We start from the raw sequence: 21,750 nt of genomic DNA, 5'->3' as shown, positions 1-21,750 counted from the left end.
TCACCATATTCGGCACCACCCCCACCTCCAACTCCTCCCCACAAGGGGGAGGAGAGTGCCTCGACCGACCCTGCTTGATTGAAACTCCGGTGCCCGCTCCTCGATGAACATCATCCTGATCAAGCTGTTCGCGACGGCGCTGACGCTCAGTCAGGTCACGACGCGGCCGGATGCCGTGAAGACGCAGTTCGATCCGGTGGCGGACAAGGCCCAGGTGGTGCAGATCCTGCGCGACGGCTGCGCCCATATGCGGAAAGCCTTCGACATCGAGGACATCAACCTCGACGAGCTGATCTCCACCGCCATGGAGGACCCCTCGGCCATCGCCGGTGCCTCCGCGCCCAAGCTCCTGCACGGGCTCGATATCGGCGAGCTCAACACGAGCTACCGCCAGTTCTGCAAGGGCGAGAACCCGGCGAACTCGCCCTTCGACGCGGCCGAGGTCATCGCCTTCTACAACAAGGCCGTGTCCGACCTGCCCTCCGCCCAGGACCTCAAGGACCGCAAGCTGCCCGGCGCCAGCCTGATCCTCGACGGGGCGGGCAAGCGCTACGCCGAGGCGTTCGAGGCCAACGGGCGCCGCCTCAGCGTGCCGATCTCCGACGTGCCGGTGATGGTGCAAAAGGCGTTCGTGGCGGCCGAGGACAAGCGCTTCGAGACCCACAAGGGCATCGACGAGCGTGGCGTCATCCGGGCCTTCATCGGCAACCTCGCCTCGCCGGGGCGGCCGGCCGGCGGCTCCACCATCACCCAGCAGGTGGTCAAGAACCTGTCGGTGGGCGACGACGTCACCTACGAGCGCAAGATCCGCGAGATGATCGTGGCCTCGCGCCTGGAGCGGATCCTCGGCAAACCGCAGATCCTCGAACTCTACCTCAACGGGATCTATCTCGGCCGCGGCTCCTACGGGATCGAGATGGCCGCGCGGAGCTATTTCGGGAAATCGGTGGGGCAGCTCACCGTGCCGGAGGCGGCGCTGCTGGGAGGCATGCCCAAGGGGCCGAACTTCTACAACCCGGACAAGTATCCCGACCGCGCCAAGGAGCGGCGCGCCTATGTGCTGGCGCGGATGAAGGACGAGGGCGTCATCACCGAGGCGCAGCTGACCGAGGCGGCCAACGCGCCCCTCGGGTTGAAGCCGATCGAGACCACGCGGCGGGATTCGGGGTTCTACTTCGTCGATCACCTCACCCGCGAGGCGCGCACCTTCGCGGGCATCGACTCGCTCACCTCCGCCTCCCACGTGGTCCGCTCCACCATCAATGCCGGCCTTCAGACCGCCGTGGAATCCGCCCTGCAGGACGGGCTCGCCAATTACGAGCGCGCCACCGGGCGCCAGCGCTACGAGGGGCCGGAATTCAACCTCGCCGACAGCATCGCCAAGCTCGGCGGGGCGACGCCCGCCGTGGAGGGATCGGTCCAGTCGGTGCCGCTCGTCGTCGGCGGCGAGGCGAAACCCAGATCGGCCACGGACAAGCCTGCGGCGGCCGCCGGGCCGAAGCCGGTGCCGCAGAAACCCGTCTGGCAGCGCGCCCTGGAGAGTGCGCGGCCCGTGCTCTACGACGTGCATTGGCCGCTGGCCGTGGTGCTCGAATCCGGGCGCGGACCGGTGAAGGCGGGGCTCGCCGACGGGCGCATCGTCAGCCTCGATCCCGGCATCGCCAAGGGCCGTCTGCAGACCTACGACGTGGTGCGGGTGAAGTTGCGCGACCCGAAGGCCAAGGCTCTCCGCGCGGATCTGCGCGTGCGTCCCTCGGTCCAGGGCGCGGCCCTGGTGCTGGAGAACCGCACCGGGCGCATCCTGGCCATGGACGGGGGCTTCTCCTACCCGTTGAGCCAGCTCAACCGGGTGACGCAGACCGTGCGCCAGCCCGGCTCGACCCTGAAGCCGCTGACCTATCTCGCCGCGCTGAATGCCGGCCTGCAGCCCAACACCCTGGTGATGGATGCCGGCGTGACCCTGCCGCCCATCGGCGGCGTCGGCCAGTCCTGGAGCCCGAAGAACTACGATGGCGGCGGGTCGGGTGCGACGACCCTCCGGCGCGGGCTCGAATTCTCGAAGAACCTCGTCACCGCGCGCCTGCTCCAGGGCGGCATCGCCGACACCGCGCCGGCGAGCCTCACCCGCATCTGCGACCTCGCGCTCGAAGCGCAGCTCTACGCCGAATGCGAGCGCTACTATCCCTTCGTCCTCGGCTCGCAGCCGGTCCGCATGGTCGATCTCGCCGCCTTCTATGCCGCCGTGGCCAACGAGGGCGCGCGGCCGGCGCCCTACGCCCTGGAGGCGGTGGAGCGCGACGGCACGGTTCTGTACAAGCGCGAGCCGAAGGAGCCGGTGCGGATCGGCTCGGCCGACAGGGTGGCCTTCTATCAGCTGAAGACCATGCTGCAGGGCGTCACCAACCACGGCACGGCGGCGGCCCTCGCCCGCTTCTCGGGTTCCATCGCCGGCAAGACCGGCACGTCCGAGAACGAGAACGACGCGTGGTTCGCCGGCTTCACCAACGAGATCACCATCGTGGTGTGGGTCGGCTACGACAATGCCGACGGCACCCGCCGGACCCTGGGACGCGGCCAGACCGGCGGGCATCTCGCGGTGCCGATCGCCGGCACGATCCTCCAGGCCGCCTGGGCCAACGGCGTGGCGCGCACCCCCCTCGCCCCGCCCTCCCCGGAGGCGAAACGCCTGCTCGCCGACCTGCCCATCGACCCTCGCAGCGGCGCGCGCGTCTCCGGCGGCGGCTTCATCGAGCATTTCCGGCTGAGCGACGGCCGCGTGGCCGACACGCAGTACCGATTGCTGCCGCGCGAGGTGCAGACCGCCATGCGGCCGGATTCCGAGGACGGCGACACCAGCGGCCTCGACGACGGCGCCGACGTGGTGGGCGACCTGTACGGCAACCTCACCACCCGGCGCGAGCCCGAGCCGGATCTCTTCGACCCCTTCGGCGAGCGGCCGGCCCAGCCGCGCGGCCGCCGTGCTCAGGGCGAGGGCTACGAAGGGTCGCGGAGCCCGTCATGGCCGGGCACCCAGCGCTCGCCCTTCGGCGAGGACGAGCCGCCCCGCGCCCGGCGCCGCGATCCCGACTACCTGTTCGGCGACGACCCGCGCTACTGAGGCGCGGATCCCCTCCCCTCATCAGCAAACCGAGGCCCCGACGTGAAGACGCAGCTTCCGGCGACACGTGTGCTTGCCCAGATCATCGCCTTCCTGCCCGTGCTGGCGCTCGGTGTTCCCGCCTCCGCGCAGGAGGGAATGAAGGTTCAGGTTCCCGCCGACCGGATCAAGGAGGTTCCCGCCATCGAGCCGTCGGGCCTTTCCGCCCTCAAGCCCGGCACGATCCTGTTCACCGACCACCGGGACAATCCGGCCAACCCCGAGAGCGGCCTGACGCCCTATCTCGAATGGCGAAAGCTGCGCCCGGCCGAGCAGGCGGCCCTGGCGCCCTACCCCGCCTATGCCGAGCCCGACTATACCGTGACGCTCAACGGCGTCTCGAAGCAGCGGCACGAGACCCTGAAGGTCTATGTGGCGCAGGGGCGGTTCGTGGTGGCCAAGCCCGCCGAATCCCTCGACCTCTCGGCTTTTGCCAATCTCGGCTTCGTCTCCAAGATGGACCCTGTCATCAAGCACAAGACCCTGAGCCCCGCCGAGGTGACGCCCACCAAGGATCCGGCCGCCGCCTTCGCCCGGCGCCCGGACCGGGCCTGGTGCGAGGGTGCCGCCGCCTGCATCGAATCCCGCTACGACCTCGAGGGCAAGCTGCCGCTGGGCGTGAAGCTCGCCAACAAGCTGGAGGACGGCGCCTCGAAGAAGGTGGCCGAGTTCGTCTCGTTCCAGAGCGAGTTGCGGACCCTGCCGGCGGCCGAGGCGGCCTCGCTCGCGGCGCTCACGCGGGTCGACACGCCGGTGGCCGGCGGCCTCGAACAGACGATCTTCTGGGTCAACCAGATCCTGCGCTTCGGCAAGTTCCTCGCCGTGTTCCAGCCGATGCCGAACGATCCCGGCAAGACGGTGGTGACGACCTACATGGCGCTGGCGATCAAGGCCGATGTTCTCGACCGCAAGCAGGAATACGCCCGCGTGCCGGTGTTGAAGAACCTGCTTCCCGCCCAGGTGCTCATGGGCAATTCGTCCTTCAACACCGGCACGTCGATCAGTGCCGGCCTGCCCACTTACGCCCGCAACCGCATGATCGCCTTCGCGGACGCCCTGGCGAAGAACTGAAGCAGGAGCCTCAGTTGCCGCGGCTGACGATGGAGGGCATCGACGGGGCGGTGTAGGCCCGGTTCACGTCGCGGCGGGTCTGGGTGCCGTTGGTGTCGTTGGAACGGCGGTAATTCTCGGTGCTGAAGCTGTCCGAGAAGCCGCTGCGGTCGGCGCTGTTGCAGGCCCCGAGGGCACAGAACAGGCCGGCGGCGACGAGGAAGGCGGTGGGACGCATCGGAGGTTCCTGGGGTACTGATCCTGCTGGATCGATCGCCCCTGTCGTGGTGCCGGGGAGGTCGCCGCGTCAAGCACAAGGATAACGAAACGTCACGGCTTACCGGCAGAGTGATGTTCCCGCGCCACGAAAACGCTCACTACGCTTGACGACATTCGGGCATCGGAGGCGCAATCCTGCGGAATCGCCGCCCCTGGATCTGGTGCTCCGGCCCACCTTGGGCGACACATTGTCCGACATGAGCAACGTAGTCCCCTTCTCCCGCCCCCGCGCCGTTCCGGCGCCACAGATCAGCGACGTGGTTGCAGTCGCAGACGATCTGTTCGCCGCCCTGGAGCTGCTTCAGGGCGTCACCCATCGTGCCGCAGCCATGGGCCGTCCCCGCAGGGAGATGGAGCTCACCGTCCGCAACCTGCGCGAGGCCGTCAGCGCCGTGGAGCGTGCGCTCGACTGCATCGGCGAAGGCGACGAGGCCGGCCAGGGCTGAGCCGACACCGCGCAGGAGCGTGACGCGCTCGGGTGCCTCCTCGACCTGACGGGCGGGGCTACGGCATTCACATCGTTCGCGGGATGCGCCTCCCTGCCCTCCTCCCCGGCGGATCTCGGGCCTGCCCGAGATCCGTCGAGCTTGTGGGGAGGAGTTGGAGGTGGGGGTGGTTGGATGACCCTCGGGTGCGGAGGCAAGCGGAGCCACCCCCACTCCTGACCTCTCCCCACAAGGGGGAGAGGGACGCGCTCTGCCTGCAAATGCAGATGTAGGAATGCCGTAGCGCGCGCCGAATTCCGCCGGGACGGTATATTTCTCTTCGCCTTCGTCCACTTGTGGACAGACGCTCCATTGATGATACGCTATGGCGCGAGACAGAAGGTGAACACCGCGTGTCCCATGCTCTCGACGACTGAGTCCTTCTTCGAAGGCAATCTCCTGCTGAAGGCTCTGTCCCCGGAGGATCGGGGACTGCTCGCGCCTCATTTCGAGCGTGCCGACGTTCGGCGTGGCGAGACCCTGTTCACCGTCGGAGCCAAAGTCTCGTTCATCTCGTTTCCCTGCGAGCAGACGGTCATCAACCTCATCGTCTCGATGCGCGACGGGCGGAGCGCGGAAACCGCCACGATCGGGCGGGAGGGCGCCGTGGGCGGCGTCGTCAGCCACGGCAGCCTCCCGGCCTTCAGCACGGCCCTGGTGCAGATCGGCGGGCCGGTCCTGAGGCTCGATGCCGCCAAGCTGCAGGACGCCAAGCTCCGCTCGACCACCCTGCGCAACCTCTTCACCCGCTACGCGGACTGCCTGCTGGGACAGGTGCTGCAATCCGTGGCCTGCAACGCCCTCCACCCGATCGAGGAGCGCTGCCTGCGCTGGCTGCTGACGCTGCAGGACAGGATCGGCACGGAGACGCTGCCCGTCACCCACGAACTCCTGGCCAACATGCTGGGCGTCCAGCGGACCTATCTCACCCGGATCCTGCGGACCCTGCAGATCCAGGGGCTGATCGAGGTCGGGCGCGGCCGCATCACCATCCTCGACCGCGCCAGGATCCAGGAGGCGGCCTGCGAGTGCCACGGCGCCGTGGTGAGCCATTTCGAGACCGTGCTGGGGGCCGTCTACGATGCCGAGGGGCGGATGCTCTCCGTCGATCCTCCGACGCAGCCGGGCCAGGACGATTCCGTCCGTGCGGCGGAATCCGTCTGATTCCGGGATGGTCGAGCACCGCGGGAGTGGACGAGGCGTGCCGCTCCGGTGGAGACTTGCCGGGCTCAGTCTCCGATCTCATATCCGTGACGGAAAGCGTGGGGGCAACTTGCGAAATCTGACGGCGAGACTTGTTCGCCGCAAGATCTGACCGCATCTGATGGAACGGCGACCGCCCGTGTCTGACCCGAATACGATGACCATTGCGAAAGTCCCGTCACCCCGCCGGGGGAGCCGTCGCGATCCTTCATCGCCGGTGCCGGCCATGGCCGTCGGCGACAGGCGGGACGGCGTCGGTGCGACTGCCGACGGCGACAAGCCGTGCCGTGAGCGGAACTCCATCGACGAGCGCTACCGGCTGGTCGCCAAGGCGACCAACGACGTCGTCTGGGACTGGGATCTGGAGCACGACGCCATCGTGTGGAACGAGGCGCTCGAGACGTCCTATGGCTGGCCGCCCGGCCATGTCGGCCCGGGCTCCGCCTGGTGGCTCGGCAACATCCATCCCGACGACAGGGGCGCGGTCTCCGCCGGCCTGAACGCCGTCTTCGAAGGGCGCTCGGACCTGTGGAGCCATCAATACCGCTTCCTGAAGGGCGGCGGTGGCTACGCGGACGTGCTGGATCGCGCGTATCTCGTCCGTGACGCGTCGGGCATCCCGCTGCGGATGGTCGGTGCGATGCTCGACATCACCGTGCGAACCCAGTTGGAGGCACAGTTCCGCGCGGTGTTCGAGGGCGCGAATATCGGGATCGTCCAGTTCGATCCCCGCAGCGTCCTGGCGCTCCGGGTCAACGCCAAGCTCTGCGAGATCTGGGGCGCGCCGGAATCCGAGATCGTCGGGTGCTCCCTCGCCCAATGGACGCCCGCGGAGGATGCGGGCGAGCGCGAGGCCCTGCACCGGCGCCTGGCCACCGGCGAGACCCTGCAGGACCGCTTCGAGAAGCGCTATCGCCGGCGGGACGGGCGGCTGATCTGGGCGCGGGTCAACCTGGTCTCGCAGACCCTCGGCGACGAAGTCCACGCCATGGCGATGATCGAGGACATCACCGAGGAGAAACGCGCGGATGCACGCCGTGACGCGCTCCTGAGCCTCGGCGACCGCCTGCGCGAGCTGCGCTCGAACGCCGAAGTCGTGGCGATGACGGCGGAGATCCTGGGCCGGACCCTGGCCACGACGCGGGCCGGCTACGGCATGGTCGACCTGCCGGCCGGACTGGTGACGGTGGCGCATTCGTGGTCGTCCGACGGACAGGTCTTTCCGAGCCAGACCCTGCCGCTGGACGAGTATCCCGCCAGCATCGCCAGCCTGCGGCGCGGAGAGGTGCTCGCGGTGCCCGACCTCGCCTCCGCCTCCGATCTCGACACGGATGCGGCCCTCTACATCGCCCAGGGCGTCCGGGCGGTGATCTCCGTCCCCCTGCTCCGGCGCGGCCGCCTCGTCGGCGTGCTCTACGCGACGGAGGCGTCGCCGCGCGTCTGGACCCAGAACGAGATCGATTTCGTCCGTGACGTGGCGGAGCGGGCCTGGAGCGGGCTGACCCGGATCGAGGCGGACGAGCAGCAGCGCATCCTCAACCGCGAACTCAGCCATCGCATGAAGAACACCCTGGCGATGGTTCAGGCGATCGCCTCGCAGAGCCTGCGCAACGTCACCGACATCGAGGCCGCCAAGCATGCGCTCGCCGCGCGCCTGATCGCCCTGGGCAAGGCCCACGACATCCTGCTGACCGGACAGCGGGAGAGCGCGGAGATGGAGGCGGTGCTGACGAGCGCCCTGTCGCTGCACGACGACCAGCAGCCCGGCCGGTTCCACCTGTCGGGTCCCGACCTCGTCATCGGCTCGAAGGCGGCGTTGTCCCTCGCCCTGATGATGCACGAACTCGCCACCAATGCCGCCAAGTACGGTGCCCTCTCCCGGCCTGACGGCCGCGTCACCGTGGCGTGGAGCGTGGTCGCGGCGGACGAGGACGACACGATCCACCTCACCTGGTCCGAGCGCGGCGGCCCGCTCGTGCAGCCCCCGACCCGGAAGGGCTTCGGCTCGCGCCTCATCGAGCGCGGCCTCGCCGGCGCGGTGGGCGGCGAGGTCTCCCTCGCCTACGAACCGGACGGCCTGGTGTGCCGGGTCATGGCGCCCCTCTCGGGGTTCCAGGGAAGCCATTAGCGGCAAACGACGTCCCGCTCGGGCAGTGCCAGCCGTCGTGAAAGCTTCGCCACGACCCGAAGCGGGCCGGACTTCGGCGACGATATTGTAGCTGTACGCTTTTTGTTCTAGCTGGGTGGCGGATATGCGTGGCGTGCGTCTTGCCCGCCCGGACCGTGCGCCCGACATGGCGAGCGGTGGCGGGACCCTCGTCGTCAACCTCGCCGCATGACGTCTCGGAGACGATCTCCGCCGGGCGTCAACGCCGACTGCCCGTTCCTGCAAGCCCTGCCGCCGAAGAGACCCAATGGCCAAAGCAAAAGCCGCCGCCAAGAATTCACGGGGCCCGAAACCGCAGGGTCTGAAGACCCCGGCCGCGCAGGCGCAGGAAGAGAGCGTCGAGGCGCGGATCGAGAAGCTGTTCGAGGGAAGCCCCGACCGTCGCGTCATCGCCGTGCGCGGCGCGCGCGAGCACAACCTCAAGAACATCGATCTCACGATCCCGCGCGACAAGCTCGTGGTCTTCACCGGCCTGTCGGGCTCGGGCAAGTCGTCGCTCGCCTTCGATACGATCTATGCCGAAGGTCAGCGCCGCTACGTCGAATCGCTCTCGGCCTATGCCCGACAGTTCCTCGAGATGATGTCGAAACCCGATGTCGATCAGATCGACGGGCTCTCGCCGGCCATCTCCATCGAGCAGAAGACGACGTCGAAGAACCCGCGCTCCACCGTGGGGACCGTCACCGAGATCTACGATTACATGCGCCTCCTCTGGGCGCGTGTCGGCATCCCCTACTCGCCCGCCACCGGCCTGCCGATCGAGAGCCAGACCGTGAGCCAGATGGTCGACCGGGTGCTGGCCCTGCCCGAGAAGAGCCGGCTCTATCTCCTCGCTCCCGTCGTCCGGGGTCGCAAGGGCGAGTACCGCAAGGAGATCGCCGAGTTCCAGAAGAAGGGCTTCCAGCGTCTTCGCATCGACGGCGAATACTACCCGATCGACGATGCGCCCAAGCTCGACAAGAAGCTCAAGCACGACATCGACGTGGTGGTGGACCGGCTCGTGGTTCGCGCCGACATCGCGGCGCGGCTGGCCGATTCCTTCGAGACCGCCCTGGAACTGGCCGACGGCATCGCGCTGATCGAATTCGCCGATCCGGCCGAGGGCGAGACCATCACCTTCTCGTCGCGCTTCGCCTGCCCGGTCTCCGGCTTCACCATCGCCGAGATCGAGCCGCGCTTGTTCTCGTTCAACAACCCGTTCGGCGCCTGCCCGACCTGCGGCGGCATCGGTCACGAGATGCGGATCGACCCCGAACTGGTGATCTCCGACGCCAAGCTCAGCCTCAAGCGCGGTGCCGTCGGCCCATGGGCGAAATCCACCTCGCCCTATTACGGCCAGACCCTCGACGCCCTGGCCAAACATTACGGCTTCAAGACCAGCGTGCCCTGGTCGGACCTTCCCGACACCGCGCACAAGGTGATCCTCTACGGCTCCGGCCGCGAGTCGATCCGCTTTGCCTACAATGACGGCATGCGTGCCTACGAGGTGAACAAGCCGTTCGAGGGCGTCATCCCGAACCTGGAGCGGCGCTACAAGGAGACCGAGAGCGACGCGTCCCGCGACGACATCGCCCGTTTCATGAGCGAGACGCCCTGCGCCTCCTGCGGCGGCAAGCGCCTCAAGATCGAGGCCCTGGCGGTGAAGGTCGCCATGCAGGACATCGGCGACGTCACCGCGCTCTCCGTGCGCGAGGCGCATCGCTGGTTCTCCGAACTGTCGGAGAAGCTGACGCCGAAGCAGAACGAGATCGCCTTCCGCATCCTCAAGGAAATCCGCGACCGGCTCACCTTCCTCGTCGATGTCGGCCTCGACTATCTCACTCTCGCGCGCGGTTCGGGCTCGCTCTCCGGCGGCGAGAGCCAGCGTATCCGCCTCGCCTCGCAGATCGGCTCCGGTCTGACGGGGGTGCTCTACGTCCTCGACGAGCCCTCCATCGGCCTGCACCAGCGCGACAACGAGCGCCTGCTCGGCACGTTGAAGCGCCTGCGCGACCTCGGCAATTCGGTGATCGTGGTCGAGCACGACGAGGACGCGATCCTCCAGGCCGATTACGTGGTCGATGTTGGCCCCGGTGCCGGCATCCATGGCGGCCGGATCATCGCCCAGGGCACGCCGGAGGAGGTGCTGAAGAGCCCCGACTCCCTCACGGCGAAATACCTCACCGGCGAGATGAGCGTGCGGGTGCCCACCGCCCGGCGGAAGGGACGGAAGGGCAAGCTCACCCTCGTCGGCGCGCGGGGCAACAACCTGAAGGACGTGAGCGTCGAGATCCCTCTCGGAACCTTCACCTGCGTCTCGGGTGTCTCGGGCGGCGGCAAGTCCACCCTCATCATCGACACGCTCTACAAGGCGGTGGCCAAATCCCTCAACGGCGCCATGGAGCACCCGGCCCCGTTCGAGCGCCTCGACGGGCTCGAGAATCTCGACAAGGTCATCGACATCGACCAGTCGCCCATCGGGCGCACGCCTCGCTCCAACCCGGCGACCTATACCGGGGCCTTCACGCCGATCCGCGACTGGTTCGCCGGCCTGCCGGAGGCGAAGGCGCGGGGCTACCAGGCCGGCCGCTTCTCCTTCAACGTGAAGGGCGGGCGCTGCGAGGCCTGTTCGGGTGACGGCGTCATCAAGATCGAGATGCACTTCCTGCCGGACGTCTACGTCACCTGCGACGTGTGCAAGGGCCGCCGCTACGACCGCGAGACCCTGGAGGTGAAGTACCGCAACCATTCCATCGCCGACGTGCTCGACATGACCGTCGAGGAGGCGGCCGACCTGTTCAAGGCGGTGCCGACGATCCGCGAGAAGATGGAGACCCTGGCGCGGGTCGGGCTCGGCTACGTCAAGGTCGGCCAGCAGGCCACCACCCTGTCGGGCGGCGAGGCGCAGCGGGTGAAGCTGTCCAAGGAGCTCTCCAAGCGCGCCACCGGCCGCACGCTCTACATCCTCGACGAGCCGACCACCGGCCTTCACTTCCATGACGTCGCCAAGCTCATGGAGGTGCTCCACGAACTCGTGGACCAAGGCAACACCGTCGTGGTGATCGAGCACAACCTCGAGGTCATCAAGACCGCCGACTGGGTCATCGACATGGGACCCGAGGGCGGAGATGGCGGCGGCGTCGTGGTGGCCGAGGGGACGCCGGAGCAGATCGCCAAGTCGAAGGCGAGCCATACCGGCCGGTTCCTGCGCGACGTGCTGGCCCGCCGCCCCCTCGCCGAGGTCACCGCTAAGGGTCGGGACGCGGCGGAATAGGCGTTCCGCCCGGCCCAAGGCCAAGCTCGATTCGACGGCACCTGGGAACGATGGCCCTGCTGCGGTGCACAGGCACCGGGCATGCGGGGATCGTGGTCCGCTGGCGATGCGCAAACTCCCGTCGTCGATTGCGCAATCGTCCTGCCGCATGGATCGGTCGCAACGGTTTGACTGATCAGCGTTATTTTGCAGACGCGTTGCTCAATGCGACGCCATGCCCGGCGGAATTCTGCTGAGAAAGTTAACAAAACCTTGCGCTGCACCGCGTCGAAATTGCGGCTTTTCCGCAACGGTTCGTTTGGAACTGCCTCGATCCGAAGCATTGGACTGTCAATCCGATCCGACCTGTAGAATAGTTCTCAGCGTTGAGACACGAATTCGGGCCGCAAGGGGGGCCCTACGCACTGGATGTCAGCAAGCCGCAACAATGCGGCACTCGGCACGATGGTTCGTAGGTCTGCGCGGCGAATGCCTGAAATCCTTGGGAAGGACGAGACAATGACGAAGAACTGGCTGGCCACCGGCGCACTGGCGCTGACCATGGGCATGAGCGCCACGGCTTCCTACGCACAGACCACCACGATCCCCGGCGAGCAGGTCGGCCTCGCCACCGGCGCGCCGCTGCCCGAGGGCATCTACGCCCTGAACACCTTCGTCTACCAGTCGCGTGACAACTCGGCTCTGGACGTCGGGATCAACATTCCCGTGCTGGTCTGGTCGACCCCGCTGGTTCCGCTCGGCGGCCGTATCGAGCTCCTCGTGGCTCCCCCGACCGTGTTCACCTTCGGCAAGAGCGGCGCGAACGGCCTGCGTGACACCTCGATCAACGTCGGTACCTTCGTCGGCGGCATCTGGGCCTTCGACCTCGGCAACAACTTCGGCGTCAGCTTGCTCGGCGGTGTCTACCTGAACGAGCTGAACGGTGACCGTGGTGTCCTGCGCACGAATGCCGGCGCTCTCGCCAACACTGCCGTGCTGCCCCAGCTTTCGTCGAACACCTACCGCGTCGGCGTTGCCGCCAGCTACACCGGCGATGGCTACAATCTGACCGCAAACCTCACCGCCAACATCTACGATTCGCCGTCCTCCTTCGGCAGCGGCCGTGACTTCGGCACGGTCTACTCTCTCTCCGACTCCCTCAACCTCGACCTGACCGCGACCAAGAAGTTCGGCAAGTTCGAGATCGGCGCCATCGCCTACGGCACCGTCAACTTCGACACCGGCGCCAAGGCTGGCGGCATCATCAACGCCGCCCTCAACGATCGTGGCCGGTTCCTGATGGGTGGCCTCGTCGGCTACGACTTCGGCTTCGCCACCGCGCAGGTCTACGTCGCCCGCACCGTCGCGACCACCAGCTTCGACAGCACCGAGATCTCGGGCCGCCTGATCGTTCCGCTGTACTCGCCGACCCCGGTCGCCGCTGCTCCGGCCCCGATCATCCGCAAGTACTGATCTCGAACTCGGCGGCGAGCGTTGACCTCGCCGTTGCTCAGATCACGAAAGCCCGTCCGACCTTCAGGTCGGGCGGGCTTTTGCTTTGGAGGAGGCGCTCGCGTCCCGCCGTATCTCACACGAACACGACTTTCTGCAGCGTTCCCGAAACTTTCCTCTTCCGGGCTCCGTAACGAGCGATGACCCCCGCGAAGGGGATAGCTCGAGAGGAACGCCCCATGACCAACACCCGTCGCCCCGTGGCCTCCACGTTCGCCGCCGTCGCCCTCGCCTTCAGCATGGGCGCCGCTTTCCCGGTGGCCGCGCTCGCCAAGAACCCGACCGTCGGCGGCGCTCCGATGTATGCGTCCAAGAACATCGTCGAGAACGCGGTCAACTCGAAGGATCACACCACCCTCGTCGCCGCCGTGAAGGCCGCCGGCCTCGTCGACACCCTCGCCGGCCCCGGCCCCTTCACCGTCTTCGCGCCCACCAACGCGGCCTTCGCCAAGCTGCCGGCCGGCACCGTGGAGACCCTGGTGAAGCCCGAGAACAAGGCGACGCTGACCGCGATCCTCACCTATCACGTCGTCCCCGGCACCCTGACCGCCAAGGACCTCATGAAGATCGCCAAGGATGGCGGCGGTGAAGGCCAGATCAAGACCGTGCAGGGCACCCCGCTCGTGGTCCAGACCAAGGGCAAGGCCGTGTACCTCACCGATACCAAGGGCAACACCGCCAAGGTGACCATCGCCAACGTGATGCAGTCGAACGGCGTCATTCACGTCATCAACGGCGTTCTGCAGCCGTAAGACGTCTTTCTGGATCCGAAACTCATCCCCCGGCTCCCTTGGAGCCGGGTTTTTTTATGGGCTTTCGTAAGACCCCCGCGGTCGCGGATCGACGATCGCCCTTCCACTACTCCACCGGGAGGTCTCCCCCCTATCAGTCCGCGCGGCTGAGCTTGCGTGCGCTGGCGAAGCGGTTGAGGAAGCGCGGCTCCTTCTCCGGCGCCACGCGGATGGCGAGGTGGATCGTGCCCGCCTCTTCGGCGCGGCGGTCGAGAACCTCGGCATTCTCGTAGAGCCAGTTGAGCGCCGCACCGTCTTCGGGCGCGAGGGTGACGGCGAAGGTGGAGCGGCGCTTGGCGATCCGCGCCTCGATTCGGCCCGACAGGGCCGCCAGGCCCTCGCCCGTGAGGGCGGAGACCAGGATCGGCACGTCACTGTCCCGGTCGTTGCGCCCCTGGGCACTCAGGTTGAGGAGGCGCGTGCGCTCCGAATCGTCGAGCAGGTCGGCCTTGTTCCAGACCTCGATGATTCGCTCGGCCGTGGTTTCGATCCCGAGTTCGCGCAGCACGTCGCCGACATCCTCCGCCTGCGCCTCCGAATCGACGTGGCTCACGTCGCGGACATGGAGCAGGATATCGGCCTCGATCACGTCCTCCAGCGTGGCGCGGAAGGCGGCGATGAGGGCCGTGGGCAGTTCCGAGATGAAGCCCACCGTGTCCGAGAGGATCACCGTCTCCCCATGCGGCAGCTTCGTCGCGCGCGCGGTCGGGTCGAGGGTCGCGAACAGCATGTCCTTGGCCATCACCTCGGCCTTGGTCAGGGCGTTGAACAGCGTCGACTTGCCGGCATTGGTATAGCCGACGAGGGCGACGATCGGGTACGGCACCCGCGCCCGGCTCTCCCGGTGCAGGCCGCGCGTGCGGGTGACGCTGTCGAGCTCGCGCTCGATCTTCGTCATCCGCTCTTGGATCATCCGGCGATCGGCTTCGATCTGTGTCTCGCCGGGGCCGCCGAGGAAGCCGAAGCCGCCGCGCTGACGCTCGAGGTGGGTCCAGGACCGCACGAGGCGGCTGCGCTGATAGGCGAGATGGGCGTGCTCGACCTGCAGCGTGCCCTCGCGGGTGGAGGCGCGCCGGCCGAAGATCTCCAGGATGAGGCCGGTGCGGTCGATGACCTTGCAGCCGAACGCCTTCTCCAAATTGCGCTGCTGCACCGGCGACAGGGCGCAATCCATGACGACGAGGCCGATCTCCTCGGCCTTGATCCGGCCGGCGAGCTCTTCGACCCGGCCCTTGCCCAGATAGGTGGAGGGGCGGATGCGCGAGACCGGCGCGATGATCGCCTCGGTGACGTCCAGCTCGATGGCCACGGCGAGACCCGCCGCCTCGTCGATCCGCGCCTCGCTCGAGCGCGAGACGTCGGCCGGTCCGCCGCCTGTCCGGGGAGCGGCGGACCGGGTGAGATAGGGGCCGATCACCAGCGTATGGGTCGCGGCCGCGATCTCACCTTCGGGAGCGGCCATCGCCTGGAGCCGGGCTTCGCCCGGCGTTGTCATTTGCGTCATGAAATTCGGTTCGACCCTGTCCCCTGAAGATGAGGAGAATGGGCTTTTGCCGACGTCAAACAAGGGCAGTCTTCGGTCCTCGTCCGATGTTCGGCGTCAAACGTCTCTCAACGTCTCGTCATGGGCAAGACTGCCGACGTCGCTTCACGCCTTATCGGGCGCCGTCTCGTCCGGCTCGAACAACTGAACCGGGTGGCCGGGCATGATCGTCGAGATCGCGTGTTTGTAGACGAGCTGCGAATGCCCGTCCCGTCGCAGGAGGACGCAGAAGTTGTCGAACCAGGTCACGACGCCCTGGAGCTTGACGCCGTTGACGAGGAAGATCGTGAGCGGGATCTTGTTCTTGCGGACATGATTGAGAAACGTGTCCTGCAGGTTCTGAGCGCGTTCGCCCGCCATTTTTTATTAATCCTTCTTAAGAACCTGCCGCCCGCCGTGACTGGCGGGTTCTTGTTGGTTCGAATGCGTAGCAGACCGGTGAAAACAGACAACCTCGACTATTACACGGTCATTGTCACGCACATGCAAGGGGCACGCACATGTAAGGCGAAGGTCGCCCAGGCCCTCAGGGTCCGATGCCGAGCGACTTCAGCTTGCGGTGGAGGGCCGAGCGTTCCATGCCGATGAACTCGGCGGTGCGCGATATGTTTCCGGAGAATCGTGCGATCTGCGCGATCAGGTATTCGCGCTCGAAGATTTCCCTCGCCTCGCGCAGGGCCAGGCTCATCAGCTTCTCGCCCCCCGCGCCGTTCGGCGTCGTCGGAACCAGGGCGCCGATCTCGGTGGGCAGCATCTCCGAGGTCACCTCCTGTTCCGGGTCGGTATGGGTGAGGATCATCAGCCGCTCGACGTTGTTGCGCAGCTGGCGGATGTTGCCCGGCCAATCGTGCGATTGCAGCACCGCCATGGCGTCCTCGGCGATGCGTCGGCGGGCGAGGCCGGTGGCGGCCGAGATCTGCTCCATGAAGAAGTTGATGAGTTCGGGCACGTCCTCGCGCCGCTCGGACAGGGACGGCACCCGGATCGGCACCACCGAGAGGCGGTGGAACAGGTCCTCGCGGAATCGGCCGGCGGCGATCTCCTCGGCGAGGTCGCGCGAGGAAGAGGAGATGATGCGCACGTCCACATGGACGCGGGTGGTGCCGCCTACGCGCTGGAAGTTCTGGTCCACCAGCACGCGCAGGATGCGGTTCTGGGTCTCGCGCGGCATGTCGGCGATCTCGTCGATATAGAGGGAGCCGCCATGGGCCTCCTCCAGGGCACCGACCCGCCGGGCGCGGCCCTCGCCGGCCTCGACGCCGAACAGTTCCGCTTCCATGGTCTCGGGCGTGATCATCGCCGCGTTGATGACGACGAAGGGACCGCTGGCGCGGGACGAGGAGGCGTGGAGGGTCCGCGCCGAGAGTTCCTTGCCGGAGCCCGGCGCGCCCAGGATCATCACCCGCGCATTGGTGGGGGCGACCCGCTCCACCGTCTGGCGCAGCTGGTTGACCGCCACGGATCCGCCCACGAGCCGGCTCGCCTGGCCGGAACGCGCCTTGAGGTCGCGCACCTCGCGCTTGAGGCGGGAGGCTTCGAGGGCGCGTTCGGCCACCAGGACCAGCCGGTCGGCCTTGAACGGCTTCTCGATGAAGTCGTAGGCGCCGGCCTTGATGGCGGCCACCGCCGTCTCGATGTTGCCGTGGCCCGAGATCATCACCACCGGCAGCTCGGGATGCCCGAGCTTGATCTGGTCGAGCACCTGCAGCCCGTCGAGGCGCGAGCCCTGCAGCCAGATGTCGAGGAACACGAGGTGGGGGCGGCGCGACTCGATGGCGGCCAGAGCCTCGTCGGAGCCTCCGGCCGTGCGGGTGCGGTGACCTTCGTCGTCGAGGATGCCGGCGACGAGGTCGCGGATGTCGGCCTCATCGTCGACGATCAGGATATCGGCGCTCATGACGTCATCTCCGCGATTGGGGGTGCCGTCGGTGCGGCAACCTTCTCAGCCTGCGCGGAGGGTTTCCCCTCCGTCGTCTTGTCCCGGGTATCGAGGGGAACGCGCATCCGCACGCATCCGCCCCTACCCGAGGGGTTGTCGTTCAGTTCGATGCCGCCGCCATGCTCTTCGAGCACCTTGCTGACGATGGCGAGTCCGAGCCCGGTGCCGCCCTCGCGGGTGGTCATATAGGGCTCGAGCAGCCGCTGGCGCCCCTCCACAGGGAAGCCTTTGCCGTTGTCGGTGATCTCGATCACCGCGAACCCCTCCTCGACGAGGAGGCGCAGGTCGACCCGGCCCTTGCCCAGTTCGGACTCGGGCACGGCGGAGACGGCCTCCACCGCATTCTTGAGGATGTTGGTGATCGCCTGCGACAGCAGCCGGATGTCGAAGGCGGCGTGCAGGCGGTCCTGCCCGGCCTCGGTGAAGGCGAAATCCATGTCCGGATGCGCCACCCGCATCATGAACAGGTTCTGCTTGGCGATCTCGCTCAGGTCGTTCCGGGCGATGGCGGGTTTCGGCATCCGGGCGAAGGACGAGAACTCGTCCACCATGCGCTTGATCTCGTCCACCTGGCGGATGATCGTCGCCGTGCACTGGTCGAACACGTCCTTGTCGGCGACGATGACCTTGCCGTATTTGCGCCGGATGCGTTCGGCCGAGAGCTGGATCGGGGTCAGCGGGTTCTTGATCTCGTGGGCGATGCGGCGGGCGACATCCGCCCAGGCCGAGGTGCGCTGGGCCGTGACGAGGTCGGTGATGTCGTCCAGCGTCACCACGAAGCCGCGGGCGCCGCCTTGAGCCTGCTCGCTGGTGACGCGCACGGTGACCGTGCGCTCGCGCCCGTCGCGGGTCAGCTGGATCTGCTGCTGGAGGGCGCGCAGGCGCCCCTCTCCGCCCTCGGGCAGGATGGCCTGGAGCTCGGGCACGGCCTGGACCAGCGGCTTGCCGATGATCGCATCCGCCTTGAGCCCCAATGTGCGCTCGATGGAGGGGTTGGCGATGGTGACGAGCCCGGCCGCGTCGACGCCGATGACGCCCGGCGAGACTCCGGCCAGGACCGCTTCGGTGAACCGGCGGCGCCGGTCGATGAGTTCGCTCGCCGCCGTCAGCCCATCGTGCTGGCGGCGCAGCTCCTGGGTCATCTTGTTGAAGCTCTCGCCGAGATGGGCGAGGTCGCCGTCGCTCTTCCTCGCCGGGACCTGGGCATAGAAATTGCCGGAGGCGACCTGATCGGCCGCGTTGATGAGCCGGCGGATCGGCGCCACGAACCGGTTGGCGAAGTTGAGGCCGAACCAGACCGCCGACAGCAGGGCGATCAGCGCGATCAGCACGAAGATCGAGGCGAAGCTGATCTGGATCGAGCGCTTGAGGGAATCGTAGGTGAGGTACTCGGCGGCCGCCGCCCGCGAGACGCCGGGGAAGTCGACGGCGAGCTGGCTCACCTGGCGCTGCACCAGCAGCACGGCCCCGTCATAGGCCGGCATCCGCAGCAGGGCGGCGAAGACCCTCCCCTCGCTCGGCCTCAGGCAGATCGTCTCGTTGGATTTGGCGGCCTCCTCGAAGGCCGCGGCGGAGGGCAGCCTGCGCTCCTTGAGGACATCGATCTTCGCCCGTGCCACGAGTTCGTTCGGTCCGCGCATGATCTCGGCGACCGGCAGTCCCAGCGCTGTCGCCCGCGTGGTGAGGAAGTTCTCGAACCACTCCCTGTTCACGTCGAAATTCGGCCGTGCCCGCGTGAGGTCGTCCGCGAGGATGCGGATCTCGCGGGCGAGCGACTGGCACTGATTCTCCTGGTAGGCATCGGCCACCTCGACGGATTTCAGCACCACGTCGCGGACGCGGTCGGTGAAGCCCAGCGAGAGCCCGCGATCGATCGTCACCGCCGCCACGACGGCCAGCAGCACGGTGGGCAGGATCGCGATGAGGCTGAACAGGCCGACGATGCGGGTGTGCAGGCGCGCCACCGCCGCATTGGCCCGGCGCGCATGCAGGAAGACCCGCGCCTCCCAGGCGATGATGACGAACAGGCTGAGGACCAGGAAGACGTTGATGCCCAGCAGCGTCAGGCCGATCGTCGGCGTCGGCGTCACCCGGATCACGCCGGCGAGGATCAGGAAGGTCGCGATGGCCGAGATCAGGGCCGTGGCGACGACGAGCGCGCCGATCCAGCCGGGGCCGCGCGGTGCCGCCCGGATGGTATGAGGTTCGGCCTCGCCTTCCGGTGAGACATCGTCTCCCGGGGCGGCCGATTGTTTGGAACGTCGAAGCCACGCCATGGCTGATGCGTCGCCACAACAGTGTGGCGAAATTAATACGAATCGGGCCATCGTGTCGGTGGACACCATGGGCGCGGCACGCGCCGCGACGGCGCCTCACGCCGTGAAACCGATGGCACCGCAGCGATCTGCGACCGTTTCTTGCTTGAAAATCTCTCGGTCGACCGGCCGAGAAAATACATTATTCTCCAAGCCTCCCCTCAATCCTCCAAGCCTCCCCTCACACCGAGTTCGCGATGCCCGAGACGCCCGTCTATTCCTCCGCCGCCGTTGCCGCGCCTCACCATCTGGCCGCCACCGCCGGGCAGACCGTGCTGGCGCAGGGCGGCAACGCCATCGAGGCCATGGCGGCCATGGCGGCCACCATCGCCGTGGTCTATCCGCATATGAACGGCATCGGCGGCGACGGGTTCTGGCTCGTGCGCGAACCGGGCGGGCGGGTGCGCGGCATCGAGGCCTGCGGCCCGGCCGGGTCCCTCGCCACGGTCGAGCGCTATCGCAGCCAGGGCCACGAGACGATCCCCTCGCGCGGGCCGGATGCGGCGCTCACCGTGGCCGGCGCCATCGGTGGCTGGCGTCTCGCTCTCGACCTCGCCAGGGCGCTGGGCGGCCGGCTCCCCCTCGAGACCCTGCTGTCGGATGCGATCCGCCATGCGCGACAGGGCTGCGCGGTGTCGCCTTCCGAGGCCCGCTACGTGCCGAAGGAGATCGACACGCTCCACGACCAGCCGGGTTTCGCCCAGACCTTCCTCGACGGGGGCAAGCCCTTCGCCGCCGGCGCCACCCGCCGCCTGCCGGCTCTCGCCGACACCCTCGAACAGCTCGCCCATGCCGGGCTCGACGATTTCTACCGGGGCGACCTCGGCCGCGAGATCGCCGCCGACCTCGACCGTCTCGGCGCGCCGGTGACGCGGGCCGACCTCGAAGCCTATGCGCCGCGGGAGCGGGCGGCCCTGTCGCTACGCCGTCGCGACGCGGTGCTCTACAACTTCCCGCCGCCCACCCAGGGCCTCGCCGCGCTCATCATCCTCGGTATCTTCGACCGGCTGAACGTGTCGCGTCCCGAGAGCACGGCGCAGTATCACGGGCTGATCGAGGCGACGAAACGCGCCTTCGCCATCCGCGACCGCACGGTGACCGATTACGACCGGCTGAGCGTCGATCCGGCGAGCTTCCTCACCCCGGAGCGCCTCGACCGCGAGGCGGCCCGGATCGACATGCGCCGCGCCGCCTCCGTGCCCCTCCGGGGACCGGGCGACGGCGATACCGTGTGGATGGGCGCCATCGACAAGGACGGTCTGGCCGTCTCCTACATCCAGTCGATCTACTGGGAATACGGTTCGGGGATCGTCCTGCCGAAGACCGGCATCCATTGGCAGAACCGCGGCACCTCGTTCTCCCTCGAGAAGGGCGCGGTGAACCCCCTGGAGCCGGGGCGCCGGCCGTTCCACACCCTGATCCCCGGATTGGCCGCCTTCGACGACGGCCGCGTGATGTCCTACGGCAGCATGGGCGGCGACGGGCAGCCGCAATTCCAGGCCCAGATTTTTTCGCGGTATGCCGATTACGGCATGAGCCCGGCCGAGGCGGTGGACGCGCCCCGCCTGCTCTACGGCCGTACCTGGGGTGCCGAATCCCTCAGCGTGAAGGTGGAGGACCGGTTCGATCCGGCCTGCATCGCCGAGCTGCGCTCCATGGGCCACGAGATCGAGGAACTGGGCGGTTCCTACATCGATTCCCTCGGCCATGCCGGCATGCTGGTCCGTCATCCCGGCAACGGGCGGATCGAGGCGGTCCACGATCCGCGTTCGGATGGCGGCTCGTCCGGCCTGTGAAACGGGTCCCCGCCGGGGACCGGACGATCGATATTTAGAGACCGGAAGGTTCATGATGGCGGATGGCGCGATCACCCAGCGCGACTACTGGAACGGCGAGGTCGGCGCGCGCTGGGCGCGCAACCAGCGCAGGATCGACGCGGTCTTCGCGCTCCTCACCGCCGCCCTGTTCGAGGCGGCGCGCCTTCGGGTGGACGGCTCGGCGCTGGATATCGGCTGCGGCGCCGGTGACTGCGCCATCACCGCCGCGCGCCGCCTCGGCCCGAGGGGGCGCGTGGTGG

General features: G+C 67.8%; 14 protein-coding genes and 1 pseudogene. 10 read left to right on the top strand and 5 right to left on the bottom strand.

Annotation, left to right across the window (positions count from 1 at the left end; all coding sequences use genetic code 11):
- Positions 1 to 103 precede the first annotated feature (103 nt).
- Complete coding sequence (locus FV220_RS02600) at positions 104 to 3,118, top strand: transglycosylase domain-containing protein (protein ID WP_147829490.1); 3,015 nt, start codon at positions 104 to 106, stop codon at positions 3,116 to 3,118.
- Positions 3,119 to 3,160: 42 nt separating this feature from the next.
- Positions 3,161 to 4,228, top strand: a complete 1,068-nt coding sequence (locus tag FV220_RS02595) for a hypothetical protein (protein WP_147829488.1) — start codon at positions 3,161 to 3,163, stop codon at positions 4,226 to 4,228.
- Between the two features lie 10 nt (positions 4,229 to 4,238).
- Here FV220_RS02595 and FV220_RS02590 read toward each other — a convergent pair whose 3' ends face one another.
- A complete protein-coding gene (locus tag FV220_RS02590) occupies positions 4,239 to 4,445 on the bottom strand; it encodes a hypothetical protein (protein ID WP_018043129.1) in 207 nt (68 codons plus the stop codon).
- Positions 4,446 to 4,683: 238 nt separating this feature from the next.
- Here FV220_RS02590 and FV220_RS02585 point away from each other — a divergent pair, with 238 nt between their 5' ends.
- The 6 genes from FV220_RS02585 to FV220_RS02560 all read left to right on the top strand — a co-directional run bounded on the left by FV220_RS02585 (position 4,684) and on the right by FV220_RS02560 (position 13,837).
- A complete protein-coding gene (locus FV220_RS02585; protein ID WP_026175816.1) occupies positions 4,684 to 4,932 on the top strand; it encodes a hypothetical protein in 249 nt (82 codons plus the stop codon).
- A 399-nt stretch (positions 4,933 to 5,331) separates the two neighbouring features.
- Positions 5,332 to 6,135 (top strand): Crp/Fnr family transcriptional regulator, encoded by an 804-nt coding sequence (locus FV220_RS02580; protein WP_056141581.1) that lies wholly within the window; start codon positions 5,332 to 5,334, stop codon positions 6,133 to 6,135.
- Positions 6,136 to 6,400: 265 nt separating this feature from the next.
- Positions 6,401 to 8,302 (top strand): PAS domain S-box protein, encoded by a 1,902-nt coding sequence (locus tag FV220_RS02575; RefSeq protein ID WP_147829486.1) that lies wholly within the window; start codon positions 6,401 to 6,403, stop codon positions 8,300 to 8,302.
- Positions 8,303 to 8,588: 286 nt separating this feature from the next.
- The gene (uvrA, locus tag FV220_RS02570) at positions 8,589 to 11,594 is read left to right on the top strand and encodes an excinuclease ABC subunit UvrA (protein ID WP_147829484.1); all 3,006 of its coding nucleotides are present in this window, start codon (positions 8,589 to 8,591) and stop codon (positions 11,592 to 11,594) included.
- Positions 11,595 to 12,092: 498 nt separating this feature from the next.
- On the top strand, positions 12,093 to 13,046 hold the full coding sequence (locus FV220_RS02565; protein ID WP_056157460.1) for a transporter: 954 nt from the start codon (positions 12,093 to 12,095) through the stop codon (positions 13,044 to 13,046).
- A gap of 278 nt (positions 13,047 to 13,324) precedes the next feature.
- Positions 13,325 to 13,837: a fasciclin domain-containing protein gene (locus FV220_RS02560; protein WP_339164139.1), complete on the top strand. Its 513-nt coding sequence runs from the start codon at positions 13,325 to 13,327 to the stop codon at positions 13,835 to 13,837.
- A 133-nt stretch (positions 13,838 to 13,970) separates the two neighbouring features.
- Here FV220_RS02560 and hflX read toward each other — a convergent pair whose 3' ends face one another.
- The 4 genes from hflX to FV220_RS02540 form a co-directional block, all read right to left on the bottom strand.
- Positions 13,971 to 15,380, bottom strand: a complete 1,410-nt coding sequence (hflX, locus tag FV220_RS02555) for a GTPase HflX (protein ID WP_026175814.1) — start codon at positions 15,378 to 15,380, stop codon at positions 13,971 to 13,973.
- Positions 15,381 to 15,524: 144 nt separating this feature from the next.
- Complete coding sequence (hfq, locus tag FV220_RS02550) at positions 15,525 to 15,779, bottom strand: RNA chaperone Hfq (RefSeq protein WP_009866358.1); 255 nt, start codon at positions 15,777 to 15,779, stop codon at positions 15,525 to 15,527.
- Between the two features lie 166 nt (positions 15,780 to 15,945).
- Positions 15,946 to 17,316, bottom strand: coding sequence for a sigma-54 dependent transcriptional regulator (locus tag FV220_RS02545; protein WP_147829480.1), 1,371 nt, complete (start codon positions 17,314 to 17,316; stop codon positions 15,946 to 15,948).
- Positions 17,313 to 19,634 carry a PAS domain-containing sensor histidine kinase gene (locus tag FV220_RS02540; RefSeq protein ID WP_147829478.1) on the bottom strand — a complete coding sequence of 774 codons (2,322 nt, stop codon included), beginning with the start codon at positions 19,632 to 19,634 and terminating at the stop codon, positions 17,313 to 17,315. Before FV220_RS02540 ends, FV220_RS02545 begins: the two co-directional genes overlap by 4 nt.
- 236 nt (positions 19,635 to 19,870) lie before the next feature.
- Between FV220_RS02540 and FV220_RS02535 the strand changes: the two genes are divergently transcribed.
- On the top strand, positions 19,871 to 21,469 hold the full coding sequence (locus FV220_RS02535) for a gamma-glutamyltransferase family protein (protein WP_147829476.1): 1,599 nt from the start codon (positions 19,871 to 19,873) through the stop codon (positions 21,467 to 21,469).
- A 52-nt stretch (positions 21,470 to 21,521) separates the two neighbouring features.
- Positions 21,522 to 21,750, top strand: a pseudogene (locus FV220_RS02530) (methyltransferase type 11); the annotation flags it as partial.

Origin of the sequence: Methylobacterium sp. WL19 (assembly GCF_008040005.1) — a bacterium.
Classification (GTDB): Bacteria; Pseudomonadota; Alphaproteobacteria; order Rhizobiales; family Beijerinckiaceae; genus Methylobacterium; species Methylobacterium bullatum.
Note: the sequence above shows the minus strand (reverse complement) of the source record. Positions and strands in the feature narration are given on the sequence as shown.

Excerpts from the sequence above, each read along its gene's own strand:
- FV220_RS02600 (WP_147829490.1), top strand. The coding sequence starts at position 104 with ATGAACATCATCCTGATCAAGCTGTTCGCGACGGCGCTGACGCTCAGT.
- FV220_RS02590 (WP_018043129.1), bottom strand. The coding sequence starts at position 4,445 with ATGCGTCCCACCGCCTTCCTCGTCGCCGCCGGCCTGTTCTGTGCCCTC.
- FV220_RS02585 (WP_026175816.1), top strand. The coding sequence starts at position 4,684 with ATGAGCAACGTAGTCCCCTTCTCCCGCCCCCGCGCCGTTCCGGCGCCA.
- FV220_RS02580 (WP_056141581.1), top strand. The coding sequence starts at position 5,332 with ATGCTCTCGACGACTGAGTCCTTCTTCGAAGGCAATCTCCTGCTGAAG.
- FV220_RS02575 (WP_147829486.1), top strand. The coding sequence starts at position 6,401 with ATGGCCGTCGGCGACAGGCGGGACGGCGTCGGTGCGACTGCCGACGGC.
- uvrA (WP_147829484.1), top strand. The coding sequence starts at position 8,589 with ATGGCCAAAGCAAAAGCCGCCGCCAAGAATTCACGGGGCCCGAAACCG.
- FV220_RS02565 (WP_056157460.1), top strand. The coding sequence starts at position 12,093 with ATGACGAAGAACTGGCTGGCCACCGGCGCACTGGCGCTGACCATGGGC.
- FV220_RS02560 (WP_339164139.1), top strand. The coding sequence starts at position 13,325 with ATGGGCGCCGCTTTCCCGGTGGCCGCGCTCGCCAAGAACCCGACCGTC.
- hflX (WP_026175814.1), bottom strand. The coding sequence starts at position 15,380 with ATGACGCAAATGACAACGCCGGGCGAAGCCCGGCTCCAGGCGATGGCC.
- hfq (WP_009866358.1), bottom strand. The coding sequence starts at position 15,779 with ATGGCGGGCGAACGCGCTCAGAACCTGCAGGACACGTTTCTCAATCAT.
- FV220_RS02545 (WP_147829480.1), bottom strand. The coding sequence starts at position 17,316 with ATGAGCGCCGATATCCTGATCGTCGACGATGAGGCCGACATCCGCGAC.
- FV220_RS02540 (WP_147829478.1), bottom strand. The coding sequence starts at position 19,634 with ATGGCGTGGCTTCGACGTTCCAAACAATCGGCCGCCCCGGGAGACGAT.
- FV220_RS02535 (WP_147829476.1), top strand. The coding sequence starts at position 19,871 with ATGCCCGAGACGCCCGTCTATTCCTCCGCCGCCGTTGCCGCGCCTCAC.